12 protein-coding genes are annotated in these 12,405 nt (G+C 62.9%); 10 read left to right on the top strand and 2 right to left on the bottom strand.

Annotation, left to right across the window (positions count from 1 at the left end; translation table 11 throughout):
* Nucleotides 1-47: 47 nt before the first annotated feature.
* The gene (locus AB7813_RS01965; RefSeq protein ID WP_439083591.1) at nucleotides 48-950 is read left to right on the top strand and encodes a hypothetical protein; all 903 of its coding nucleotides are present in this window, start codon (nucleotides 48-50) and stop codon (nucleotides 948-950) included.
* Here the strand turns inward: AB7813_RS01965 and AB7813_RS01970 are convergent.
* Nucleotides 925-1,641, bottom strand: coding sequence for a DUF599 domain-containing protein (locus AB7813_RS01970; RefSeq protein WP_081421764.1), 717 nt, complete (start codon nucleotides 1,639-1,641; stop codon nucleotides 925-927). The two genes, AB7813_RS01965 and AB7813_RS01970, sit on opposite strands and share 26 nt — an antisense overlap.
* A 128-nt stretch (nucleotides 1,642-1,769) precedes the next feature.
* On the opposite strand from AB7813_RS01970, the gene AB7813_RS01975 reads away from it, so the two are divergent.
* The 9 genes from AB7813_RS01975 (at nucleotide 1,770) to AB7813_RS02015 (ending at nucleotide 10,745) form a co-directional block, all read left to right on the top strand.
* Complete coding sequence (locus AB7813_RS01975) at nucleotides 1,770-2,426, top strand: glutathione S-transferase family protein (RefSeq protein WP_120290250.1); 657 nt, start codon at nucleotides 1,770-1,772, stop codon at nucleotides 2,424-2,426.
* A 228-nt stretch (nucleotides 2,427-2,654) separates the two neighbouring features.
* Nucleotides 2,655-3,608, top strand: a complete 954-nt coding sequence (locus AB7813_RS01980) for a hypothetical protein (RefSeq protein WP_439058160.1) — start codon at nucleotides 2,655-2,657, stop codon at nucleotides 3,606-3,608.
* A 50-nt stretch (nucleotides 3,609-3,658) separates the two neighbouring features.
* Nucleotides 3,659-4,096 carry a DUF1489 family protein gene (locus AB7813_RS01985; RefSeq protein ID WP_068730674.1) on the top strand — a complete coding sequence of 146 codons (438 nt, stop codon included), beginning with the start codon at nucleotides 3,659-3,661 and terminating at the stop codon, nucleotides 4,094-4,096.
* A gap of 1,038 nt (nucleotides 4,097-5,134) precedes the next feature.
* Nucleotides 5,135-6,283: a thiolase domain-containing protein gene (locus AB7813_RS01990; RefSeq protein ID WP_068730675.1), complete on the top strand. Its 1,149-nt coding sequence runs from the start codon at nucleotides 5,135-5,137 to the stop codon at nucleotides 6,281-6,283.
* Entirely contained in the window at nucleotides 6,283-6,672 is a 390-nt protein-coding gene (locus tag AB7813_RS01995) for a Zn-ribbon domain-containing OB-fold protein (protein WP_089267252.1), read from the top strand. Before AB7813_RS01990 ends, AB7813_RS01995 begins: the two co-directional genes overlap by 1 nt.
* Before the next feature lie 143 nt (nucleotides 6,673-6,815).
* Entirely contained in the window at nucleotides 6,816-7,676 is an 861-nt protein-coding gene (locus AB7813_RS02000; RefSeq protein WP_439083590.1) for a MaoC/PaaZ C-terminal domain-containing protein, read from the top strand.
* A 192-nt stretch (nucleotides 7,677-7,868) separates the two neighbouring features.
* Nucleotides 7,869-8,747 (top strand): SDR family oxidoreductase, encoded by an 879-nt coding sequence (locus AB7813_RS02005; protein ID WP_439063671.1) that lies wholly within the window; start codon nucleotides 7,869-7,871, stop codon nucleotides 8,745-8,747.
* 79 nt (nucleotides 8,748-8,826) lie between these two features.
* A complete protein-coding gene (locus AB7813_RS02010) occupies nucleotides 8,827-9,783 on the top strand; it encodes a dihydrodipicolinate synthase family protein (RefSeq protein WP_439064612.1) in 957 nt (318 codons plus the stop codon).
* Between the two features lie 161 nt (nucleotides 9,784-9,944).
* Nucleotides 9,945-10,745: an NUDIX hydrolase gene (locus AB7813_RS02015; RefSeq protein WP_439063672.1), complete on the top strand. Its 801-nt coding sequence runs from the start codon at nucleotides 9,945-9,947 to the stop codon at nucleotides 10,743-10,745.
* 9 nt (nucleotides 10,746-10,754) lie between these two features.
* Here the strand turns inward: AB7813_RS02015 and AB7813_RS02020 are convergent, their stop codons facing one another.
* Nucleotides 10,755-12,323, bottom strand: coding sequence for a long-chain-fatty-acid--CoA ligase (locus AB7813_RS02020; protein WP_441227875.1), 1,569 nt, complete (start codon nucleotides 12,321-12,323; stop codon nucleotides 10,755-10,757).
* Nucleotides 12,324-12,405 lie beyond the last annotated feature (82 nt).

Genomic DNA, 12,405 nt, shown 5'->3' on the forward strand with positions numbered 1-12,405 from the left:
CGACGCTATGATCGGGCCAGTCGGCGTACAGAAGTCTCAATAGCCCCATGGAACCAAGGCACCTCATCCGCGCAGCGATCGCCGTCTCGGTGGTCGGCCACGTTGCTTTGGCGGCCGGGGTCTATTTCGCCGATGCACGTCCGATGGAGCTGCACGAGGAGAGCGTTGCCGTCGATCTGGTGACGCCGCAGCAGCTCGCAGAGGCCGAAAAGAAGGCCGAGGAGACGCCGCCGGAGCCCGAGAAAAAGCCAGAGAAGAAGCCGGAGCCGGAATTTCGGCTGCCTGATTTGACCAACAAGCCGACCCTGGAAGAGCAGAAGACCCAGGCCGTCGCCGCCAAACCGCAGTCATCGGCGCAGAACACCCCGCCACAACCGCAGAAGACGTCGCCGCAGCAACCCGCGCCGCCACCTCAGCAGCAAGCCCAGCAACAGCCGCAGGCCACTCCCGCAACGCCGCCTCCGTCAGCGCCTCCCGCTACGCAGCCGCCGTTGCAGCAGCAGGCTGCGCTGCAGGCTCAGCCGCCGGCGCCGCAACCGGGCCCACAGCAGGTGCCGCCGCAGCCCGAGGCCGATATCACGGTGAAATACGGCGTCATGCTAGGCTTGCCTGAAGGCTTTGGCGGCGGCGCATCGGAGCAGGCGGACCTGTCCAAGCTCGATATCGCCGCTTTTCGGCGGCATCTCAAAACCTGTTCGAAATTGCCCACCACCGTCGCGCGCGGCGATGACGCCAAGGTCAAGCTGCGCGCCGTGTTCTCGCCGGATGGCCGGCTGGTCGCCGAGCCCACGGTGATCGAGGTGCGGCGGCCGGCCAAAGCCGCGCTGCTGATGCAGGCGGCCAAACAGGCGCTGGAAGCCTGCCAGCCTTATGCGATGCTGCCAGCCGACAAATACGACGAGTGGAAAGTGCTCGATCTCGATTTTACGCCGCAGGATTTCGCGGGGTAACCCTTATTTCGGCATCTGGTGCCATGGCCTGCCAGGCATTGGAGGCGAACTGCCGGCGCCAGGTCACGATCACCACGGCTGCCGTCGAGACCAGAAACACCCAGGGGCTGACGAACCAGCCGAGATAGCCGAGCGCGAAGAAGAAGGCGCGCTGCCCACGGTTGAAGTGCCGGGCCGCTGCGCCAAACATCCTGGTTGTGCGCACCACATGCGCTTCGGCCTCCGGCGTGTCGCGCTTCGAGGCCAGCGGCATCGCACCGATCAGGATCGCGACGTAGTTGAACAGCCGGTACGACCAGGCGAATTTGAAGAACGCGTAGACGAAAATCAGAATCAGCCCGAAGCACTTGATCTCCCACATGCCGGGCGTGGTGTTGAAGCCGAGCGGCAGGTTCTGCATCATCGGCATTACTTCGTTGGTGGCGCGCAGCAGCGCCAGCGAGCCGCCGATGGCGATTAGCGTGGTCGAGGCGAACCACGCGGTACCGTTCTGCAGCGACGTCATGATGTGGGTATCGACGATGCGCGCCTCGCGCTCCAGCAGACGGCGCATCCAGACCTCACGATAGGCGTGCATGCGTGCGGACAGGCTGTCGCGGCCGTATTTGGTGTGCTCCAGCGTGATCGCATAGGTCGTCCACTCCAGGATGAAGAAGCCCAGCGCGAAGACGTCGACCCAGGAATAGTTGATCATGAAGCACCTATTGTATCAGTTGGCACTTCTGCCACGCATGCCGTGATGCAGCAACAAGCCTGTGCACGCGGCTTGCTTGCAGAGGCGCATGCGTGGCAATTTACCGGTCTCGCAAGGAGTGGTTGATGTCGCTGTCGCTGGTGATCGGAAACAAGAATTATTCGTCGTGGTCGATGCGGCCATGGGTTGCGCTGAAGGCCTGCGGCATCCCCTTCGCGGAGGTGTTTGTGCCGCTGTACACGGATGCCGCCGACAAGCAGCGCATTCTCGATGTGACCCCGTCCGGCAAAGTGCCAGCGCTGGTCGATGGCGAGATCACGGTGTGGGATTCGCTGGCGATCATCGAATATGCCGCCGAGCGTTTTCCGGATGCAAAGCTCTGGCCGGAAGACCGGGCCGCGCGCGCCCATGCGCGTTCGGTGTCCGCCGAGATGCATTCCGGCTTCATGCCGCTGCGCAACGAATGCGGCATGAACCTGCACCGGCCGGTCCGGGCGAAGGCGCTGTCCGACGATGCCAAGGCCAATATCCGGCGCATCCAGCAGATCTGGGCCGATTGCCGCGCGCGTTACGGCAAGTATGGACCGTATCTGTTCGGCGCCTTCAGCGGTGCGGATGCCATGTATGCGCCGGTGGTGCACCGGTTCCTGACCTACGACATCGATGTCACGCCGGAAGCCCGTGCGTATATGGATACGATGCAGGCGCTGCCGGCGTTCCGGCAATGGACCGACGAGGGCCTTGCCGAAACCATCGTCATTCCGCGCTTCGAGGATGACTAAAGCGTTTTCGAGCGAAGTGGACAGCGGTTCGCGTCCAGAAAACGCGTCAAAATAAAAGATCGGGCCAAGGTTCTGATTTCATCAGAATCCAGGCCCGCGCCGCCACGATTTCGTCATGACCGGGGCCGTGCCATAACAACCGCATATTGCGGGTTCATGGCAGCCGGACTTTCTTCGGGAGCATTTTCTTCGGAAAAATATGGCTTCCACATATGCGGGGACGACTCGATGAACGGGGTATGGGCGAATTCGCTCGATCAAATCTGGCGCGCGCCGACGCTTCCGATGTGGCTCGCGCTGGCTGCCTCCATCTTCTTCGCCCTGATCGTGCTGGCGACGCTGCTGCGCGCCGAGAAGTCCGTCGCCAATGGTGCGTTGACCGTGATCACGCTGCTGGCGATCGGCGTTGCTGCTGCGGCGACGTTGCGTAAATCCGAAACCGCCGGGCAGGACGCCTCGCACGCCGCCGTTGCAGTGCCTCAGGTGAATGCCTCGCTGCCGGCGCTGTCCTGCCTCGACGATCTCGCCGGCGATATGGTGCTCGCGGGCTGCGAGAAGGTGTTGTTTGGCTCGGCGGATTCGGTGGCGGCTGCCGTATCGGCCTCGGCTGCACAGATCAATCGTTTGACGTCGTATGGCGATGTCGCCGCAGCGAATAAATCTATGACGCCTGAATTGGCGGGGCTGCGCCGCGCGATCGAACGCGATCGCTACGGTCTGATTGCCTATGTGCTGCAATCGCGCGATCGCTGCATGCCGGAAAGCTGCGCTGCCTATGCCGCGCTGACCGATCACAAGCGGATTGCCGCGAATATGGAAGAGCGCACCTATGAGGGCCTCGTGACACGCTATGCGCCCGGCTGGAACGCGCCGCCTGCGGCTGCGGCCGCAGCGACGGGCGCGCTGGCCGGATTGCCGGCGTCGGTTCCGACCGGAAAGCCGACCACGGCCGATTTCCCGTCATCATCCTCGATCCCGCCGATCTCGATCATGACGGAAACGCCCGTGAAGCCACCGGCGGCCGCCAATGCGCAGGCGCCTGCACCGCGCGCCGCGTCGACAACGCCGCCACCTGCGGCTGCGAAGAAGCAGCCCGCGCCGAAGACCGCCGCTCGTCCACAGGCGCCTGCCGCCCCAGCGCCCGTGCAGCTTGCACCGGAGGCTCCGCCGGCCGATAACTGAGCGGTGGATAACGCCTTGTAAAACCGTGTCGCACTGCCGATTTCTGACCCATGCCCCTGCATCTCATCAAGCTCGCCGTCGGCTGCGAATCCATCGCGGATTTCAAGAGCTATCTCTCCGAACGGATGCGCGCAGCAAAAGCGCGCGGCGCACCTCAGCATCACATCCACATCACCCGCATGGTGCCGAAACGCGATGTCGAACTGCTCGATGGCGGTTCGCTCTACTGGGTGATCAAGGGCGAGATCGCGCTGCGTGAGAAAATTCTCGCTATCGAACCGTTCCGCGACAGCGACGGTATCAACCGCTGTCGCCTGGTGATGCAGCCGAAACCGGTCACGGTCGCGCCGCGCCCGCTGCGCCCGTTCCAGGGCTGGCGCTATCTCACCGACAAGGACGCCCCGCCGGATCTCGGCAAGGCTGCCGCGAGTATCGAGGCAATGCCGGAGCCGATGCGGCGCGAGCTGCGGGAATTGGGGCTGCTGTAGCCCACAATCGTCATTCCGGGGCAGGCCGGGCCGCGCAGCGGACCGGAATGAGCCCGGAATCCCGAAGTGTTTTGCGCCATCGGAGACTCCCATGCTGAGATTCCGGGTTCGCGTCCGGCAAGGGCCGGCCACGCCCCGGAATGACAGTGTGGGGCGGCAAGACAGCGACCAGATATTTTTCCTATATCCCGTTGACAACATCCCTATCAGGTTTATATTCCCCTTCGTCCTGCCCCACCGAGAGGGGCGATCGCGATCGTCACGTTCGCGGGGCAGGATGCGGTGGACGCCGGAGATGCGGCGTTACGCGGTTTATGGGGGACGTCTGTCTTCGGGCAGGACGGATCTGCGCCAGCACTGCCACTGGCAAGGAGACGGCCGACCTTCGGATGGACAAACCCCTGGACAGTGTGACGGACGACCAACTCGAAACGCGTTCGGCCAAGTGCTTTGCGGCTACCCTGTCCCTCCGCCCTGGGACATTAATTTTGGTGATGGGACCGTTCGCCATGGCAGATGTGCAAGCAACCGAAAAAACACCGCAGGCGGAACGTCGGGCAATCGCTCGGCGCCTCCGAAAGTCCTGATGCACACTACTCTGCGGAAGACCGCATTCGCATCAGGCCCAAGGGTGCAACGGGCACCCGGCGTTCCGCACGCCCTCTCACAAGGGGGCGGGAATGCAAACCACGACGGCGCCCCCGCGCCGCAAACAATGGGGGCGATGACGCATGTCTGAAGAGCAGTGGCTGTTTGACAGTTGAATCCATGTCAGGCGTCGCGGCCTGCGCGTAACGCGCGCTGTCGTCGGCGCCGTCCAGCCCTCCACTTCCGGAAATCCTGACCTCCGCTTTTGTGAGAGCTCGCTGACCAGATTGGTAAACAGCTAAATCACTGGCGAAAAAGCTCCCCGGCTGTGTTGCATCCATTCCGCTCTGTGAAATTCACGTCCGCAGCGTGAAATGTTGTCGCTTGCCAAGGCTGCCGTGAAAGGTCACAAAAAACTGAACTGGGACGAAACACCAATCGGAGAGACGTTTGAGCATCAAGGGCAAGGCATATATCGCCGGCATCTACGAACACCCGACCCGGCATGCGCCGGACAAATCCATCGCGCAGTTGCATGCCGAAGTCGCCAAGGGCGCGCTCGAGGATGCAGGCCTGACGCATAAGGATGTCGATGGCTATTTCTGCGCAGGCGATGCGCAAGGGGGCCTGTGGCCGATGGTCGACTATCTCGGCCTCAAGCCGCGTCACGTCGACTCCACCGAGACCGGCGGCTGCTCCTACATCATCCATCTGGGCCATGCCGCGCAGGCGATTGCCGCCGGCAAGTGCTCGATCGCACTCGTCACACTGGCCGGCAAGCCGCGCACCGGCGTGATGCCGCCGCGTCTGCAGGGCGCCGAAGCCGATTTCGAGACCGCTTACGGTGCGACCACGCACAATGCCTATGGCATGTGTGCCATGCGTCATATGCACGACTACGGTACGACCAGCGAACAACTCGCCTGGATCAAGGTCGCAGCCTCGCATCACGCGCAATACAACCCGCACGCGATGCTCAAGGACGTCGTCACCGTCGAGGACGTGCTGAACTCGCCGATGATCTCCGATCCGCTGCATCGCATGGATTGCTGCGTCGTCTCGGACGGCGGCGGCGCGATGATCGTCACTACGCCGGAAATCGCCAAGAGCCTGAAGAAGCCGCTGGTCCGCCTGATCGGCCACGGCGAAGCCATGAAGGGGCCGCGCGGCGGCAAGGATCTCGACCTCACTTACTCCGCCGGCGTGTGGTCCGGTCCGCGCGCCTTCGAAGAAGCGGGCGTGACGCCGCAGGACATGAAGTATGCGTCGATCTACGACAGCTTCACCATCACCGTGTTGATGCAGCTCGAAGACCTCGGCTTCTGCAAGAAGGGCGACGGCGGCAAGTTCGTGTCCGACGGCAACCTGATCTCGGGCGTCGGCAAACTGCCGTTCAACACCGATGGCGGCGGGTTGTGCAGCAACCATCCCGTCAATCGCGGCGGCATGACCAAGATCTTAGAGGCCGTGCGCCAGCTGCGCGGCGAAGCCCATCCCAAGGTGCAAGTGCCGAATTGCGATCTGGCGATCGCGCATGGCACCGGAGGCCTGCTCGGCGTACGTCACGCCGCATCGACCGCTATTCTGGAGCGCGTGTAATGACTGAAGCCAAGAAGTATCCGACGCCCGCTGGCAATCCTGAATCGCAGCCGTTCTGGGATGCGGCCAAGGACGGCAAGTTCATGATCAAGCGCTGCACGACCTGCGGCGAAGCGCACTTCTTCCCGCGCGCGATCTGTCCGTTCTGTTTCTCCGACAAGACCGAATGGGAGCAGTCGTCGGGCGAGGGCGAAATCTACACCTACAGCCACATGCGCAAATCGGCGACCGGTCCCTACGTCATCGCCTATGTGACGCTGAAGGAAGGCCCCTCGGTGCAGACCAACATCGTCGACTGCGATCCGGGCAGTCTGAAGATCGGCCAGAAGGTGAAACTCGTGTGGAAGCCCACCGACGGCGCGCCGCTGCCGTTCTTCACGCCGGCGTAGCGACACACTCAAACTGTCATCACCCGCGAAAGCGGGTGATCCAGTAAACGCCGAAAGGCCTGTTGTACTGGATCGCCCGGTCAAGCCGGGCGATGACAGTTCGGGACAAACCCAACAAGCAAGAAAATCGGGAGCGAGCTCAAATGCCCATCAACTACGAAGCCCTGATGGCGATGAAGAACATCGGCCAGAAGTATGCCTGGAGCGATCGCGAAGTCATGCTCTACGCCTATGGCATCGGCATGGGCGCCGATCCGATGGACGAGAAGGAATTGGCTTTCGTCAATGAAGGCACCTATACGCCGCGTCCGCTGAAAGTCGTGCCGACCTATGCATCGGTTGCCGCATGGGGCTCGGGCCCGGGCGAGATGGGTCTCAACAAGCTGCTCGTCGTCGATGGCGAGCGCGACATCACCTTCCACAAGCCGCTGCCGGTGGCTGCGAAGATCACCGCCGATAGCAGCGTGCTCGGCGTGTTCGACAAGGGCGCCGACAAGGGCGCGGTGATCCTGCATCAGACGATCCTGCGCGATGAAGCCGGCGAGGCGCTGGCGACCTTGGTGGCCTCGCGTTTCGCCCGCGGCGATGGCGGCTTTGGCGGCAAATCGGAAGGCCAGCCCGAGCCGCATGCGATGCCGAAGCGCGCACCGGACAAGACGGTCGATATCACCACGCGGCCCGATCAAGCGTTGATCTATCGCCTGTGCGGCGACCGCAACCCGCTGCACTCCGACCCCGAATTCGCCAAGCGCGCCGGCTTCCCGCGGCCGATCCTGCACGGCATGTGCACCTATGGCATCACCTGCCGCGGCGTGCTGCAGACCTATGCCGACTACGATCCCTCGGCCTTCAAGCAGCATGCGGTACGGTTCTCGTCGCCGGTGTTTCCCGGCGAGACCGTCAGCATGGATCTGTGGAAGGACGGCAACGTGGTGAGTTTTGAGGCCAAGGTGAAGGAACGCGGCGTCACCGTGATCAAGAGCGGCAAGACGGTGCTGGCTTAAACCTCTCGGCTGTCGTCCCCGCGAAGGCGGGGACCCATAGCCTCAGGCAGCGCGGTCGAAACGGCGGAGCCACCACGACCTCGCTTCAACTAGCGCTACGGCGTGTATGGGTCCCCGCCTTCGCGGGGACGACAAAACAAACGCAACGTCGATTGCGTAGTAGAAGACAAAAAACCACGCAGGGAGAACGTCATGGGTCTTCTCGACGGCAAGGTCGCCATCATCACCGGCGCCGGTGGCGGCCTCGGTGAAGCCTACGCAAAACTGTTTGCGAGCGAAGGCGCATCCGTCGTGGTCAACGATCTCGGCGGCCCGCGCGATGGTTCAGGCTCTGATCTCTCGATGGCACAGCAAGTCGTCGACGCCGTCACCAAAGCCGGCGGCAAGGCGGTCGCCAATGGCTCGGACATCTCGACCATATCAGGCGGCCAGTCGGTGTTCGACGATGCCATCAAGGCGTTCGGCAAGGTCGATATCCTCGTCAACAATGCCGGCATCCTGCTGGACCAGACCTTCGCCAAGGCGTCCGAGGCGGCGTGGGACAAGGTGATGAAGGTGCATCTCAAAGGCACGTTCTGCGTCACCCAGCCGGCCTTCAAATGGATGAAGGAAAACGGCGGCGGCGTCATCGTCAACACCTCCTCGACTTCCGGCCTGATCGGCAACTTCGGCCAAAGCAATTACGGCGCGGCCAAAGGCGGCATCTGGGGCCTGTCCAATGTGCTGGCCATCGAGGGTCGCAAATACAATATCCGCGTGTGGACGCTGGCGCCGGGCGCGCTGACGCGGATGACCGCGGACCTGCCGCGCTATATCGAAAATCCCGGCGCGGCCCTGGGTCCGGACGGTATCGCGCCGGCGGTGCTCTACATGGTCAGCGATCTCTCCGGCAGCCAGACCGGCAAGGTTCTCGGCGTGTCCGGCCCGCGCGGCGTTCGCGAGATGAAGATGATGGAAATGGAAGGCTGGAAGCCGCCCCATGACGGCTGGAGCGCGCAGGACGTGGTGACCCATGCCGGCGAGATATTCTTCTCGGAGGAGGCGAGCCAGCACGGGGCACGGCGTTTTTGAGGGGCAGTTGGGTCCGGTTCGGGCGGACAGACCGGATATTTCCCGGTAGAATGCCGGCATCCATTCACAGAGGCCCATGATGAAACTGACCGCCAAAGCCGCCGGCACCTTCGCCATCGCACCGACCCCGTTCCTCGACGACGGCCGCATCGACGACAAATCGATCGACGGCCTGACGGATTTCTATGCCCGGGTCGGCTGCAACGGTGTGACCGTGCTCGGCATCATGGGCGAGGCGCCGAAGCTGGAGGGGGCCGAGTCCGAGGCCGTGGCCACCCGCTTCATCAAGCGTGCTGGCGACAAGATGCAGATCATCGTCGGCGTTTCCGCGCCGGGCTTTGCCGCCATGCGCTCGCTGGCGCTGAAGTCGATGGATGCCGGCGCTGCCGGCGTTATGATCGCCCCGCCGCCGCATCTGCGCACCGACGATCAGATCACCAACTATTTCAAGGGCGCTGTCGAGGCCATCGGCGACGACGTTCCGTGGGTGCTGCAGGATTATCCGCTGACATTGACCGTGGTGATGACCCCCGCCGTGATCCGCAAGATCATCATGGACTCCAAGTCCTGCGTGATGCTGAAGCACGAGGACTGGCCGGGCCTGGAGAAGATCACCGCGCTGCGCAACTTCCAGAAGGACGGCAGCTTGCGCGAAACCTCGATCCTCACCGGCAATGGCGGCGTGTTCCTGGATTTCGAAATGGAACGCGGCGCTGATGGCGCGATGACGGGTTATGCCTTCCCTGAACTTCTGATCGACGTCGTCAATCTCTCGAAGAAGGGCGAGCGCGACAAGGCGCACGATCTGTTCGATGCTCATCTGCCGCTGATCCGCTACGAGCAGCAGCTCGGCATTGGTCTGGCAGTCCGCAAATACGTGCTGCAGAAGCGTGGTGTTATTGCATCAAGCGCGCAGCGCAAGCCGGGTGTGGCGATCACGGCGCAGGCGAAGGCGGAGGTCGATTATCTCCTCTCGCGCGTCGCGCGCTACGACAAACGCGCGAACATCGCGCCGCAGTCGAGTGCTGCGGGTTAATAACTCCCCAGAGGTGTCATGGCCGGGCTTGACCCGGCCATTCATCTTCAGGGTTGCCAAGTAAAAGATGGATGCCCGGATCAAGTCCGGGCATGACAAACGAGAGGTCGGCGATCGCCGGCACAACAGGCATCAAAGAATGCCGATCAGGGAGAAACTGAATGCCAAGCGAGCCCGGCGTTGTGCGTCCTGCTTCCACCATCCTCCTGCTGCGCAAGGGTGCAACCGACGCCATCGACGTCTTCATGATGGTGCGGCACTATCAGATCGAATTCGCATCGGGCGCACTGGTGTTTCCCGGCGGCAGCGTCGATGCCGGAGATCGCGAGATCGGTACGCAGCCGAACCTATATAGCGGCGGTGACGGCCTCGATCCCGACATGCTGGCATTCAAGATCGCCGCGATCCGCGAGACGTTCGAGGAAAGCCGCATCCTGCTGGCGCGACCGCGCGGCTCTAACGACCTGATCGCTGCGACGAAGGCGAGCACCATCGCCGATCAGCATCGCGATGCGTTGAATGAGGGCAAGGTCAAATTCGCCGATATCATTGCCGAGAACGATCTGGGGCTCGCGCTCGATCTGCTCGTGCCCTATGCGCACTGGATCACACCGGAGGGCATGAAGAAGCGATTCGACACCTGGTTCTTTCTCGCCGAGGCGCCGCCTGAACAGGTCGGTATGCATGACGGCAAGGAGTCCACGGATTCGATCTGGCTGTCGCCACGCGAAGCGCTGGAAGGCGGCGCATCGGGCCGTTTCACGCTGCCGTTCCCGACCACGCGGAATCTGATCAAGCTCGGCAAGCAGCCCAGCGTCGCGGGGGCACTTGACGACGCGAGCCGCAGTACGATCGTCAGCGTCACACCCATCGTCACGCGCGATGGCGACAAGCGCCAGTTGCGGATTCCGATCGAGGCCGGCTATGACGGCGAGGTGTTCGAGCTCACCGGTGCGCCGTAGAGTTCGGGCCTATCCCGCCCTGGCTTGCGGCGCCGCTGCGGCATTCTCCCAGAATGGCCGCCGCAACTCGCGCTTCAGCACCTTGCCGGCACCCGACAGCGGGAAGGGCTCGCTGCGGACGTCCACGCTGCGTGGGCACTTGTAGCCGGCGATCTTCTCCTTGCAGAAAGCGATGATCTCGCCGGCATTGACACTCGCACCGGGTTTCGGAATGACGAAGGCGTGTACGGTCTCGCCCCATTGCGAATCGGGAATGCCGATCACGGCGCATTGCGCCACGGCCGGGTGTTGTGCGACGACATTCTCGACCTCGGTGGAGTAGACGTTCTCGCCGCCTGAGATGATCATGTCCTTCATCCGGTCGACGAGATAGATGTAGCCTTCATCGTCCATGTAGCCGCCGTCGCCTGTATGCATCCAGCCATCGATCACGGCCTTGGCGGTTTCCTCCAGTCGCTCCCAATAGCCCATCATGACGTTCTGGCCGCGGACCGCGACCTCGCCGACTTCACCATTCGGCACAGGCTTGCGATTGGCGTCGACGATACGCGCCTCGCAGCCGATCGCCGCGCGGCCACAGGCGCGTTGACGGTTCTTGGCGGTGGCTTCCTCGCCGAAATGTTGATCCCACGGCAGGTGCGTCGCCAGCGGCGACAGTTCGGTCATGCCGTAGAGCTGATGGAATTCGGTGCCCGGCATGCCCGCCATCGCACGCTTCAGCAGCGCGTCGTTGATCGGCGAGGCGCCATACATCATGATTTTCAGCGATGACAGATCGGCGGTCGCGAAAGCGGGGTGATCGACCAGCATCTGGATCATGGTCGGGACGATCAACGTCGCCGATACTTTCTCGCGGGCGATGGTCTGCATTACCAACTCCGGATTGAACATCCGGACGATGACATTGGTGCCGCCAGAGGCCAGCGAGGTGAACATCACGCCGCCATTGGCGACGTGAAACATCGGTGCGGCGTTGAGATAGACCGAGCCATAGGGCAGCAGGCCTTCGCTCATCATGTGCAGCGAGTTGCTCATGATATTGCCGTGGCTCAGCATCACGCCTTTGGAACGGCCTGTGGTGCCGCCAGTGTAAAAGATACCCGCCAGATCCTCGCGTGTCCGCATCGCATCCAGCACGGGCTCTGTCGATTGGACCAGCTCATCGTAGTTGTGCGCTTCCGCGGGACCTTTTTCGTCGTCCGCATAGACCAGCGTGAGCGGCATGGCCTTAGCGAGTTCGACGCCCATGGCGGCGAAGGCGCTGTCGACGACGAGCGCCGTGGCACGGCAGTCGAGCAGGGAGTCGAGAATTTCGGCCTGACTCCAGCGCACATTGGTCGGCACGATCACAGCGCCGGCCCAAGCGATACCCAGATAGAGTTCGAGATAGCGGTCAGAGTTCAGCATCAGCACCGCCACGCGGTCGCCATGCTTGACGCCAAGCTTTTGCAGCGCACCGGCGAGCCGCGCGACGCGGTCTCCAACCTCGCGCCATGTCCGGCGGCGAACGCCGTCGATAGTAGCTATTGTCTGCGGGCTGGTTTGCAGCGCACGGCGCAGGCCCTGCGTGATGTTCATGGCGTTTCCCCTCGATACTGCGGATGCTGTGCGCATCTCTGTCGAGCGATCATAACGATGGGTGAGGGGCGGGCAAGCGCGG

Origin of the sequence: Tardiphaga sp. 20_F10_N6_6, from assembly GCF_052076045.1 — a bacterium.
Taxonomy (GTDB): domain Bacteria; phylum Pseudomonadota; class Alphaproteobacteria; order Rhizobiales; family Xanthobacteraceae; genus Tardiphaga; species Tardiphaga robiniae.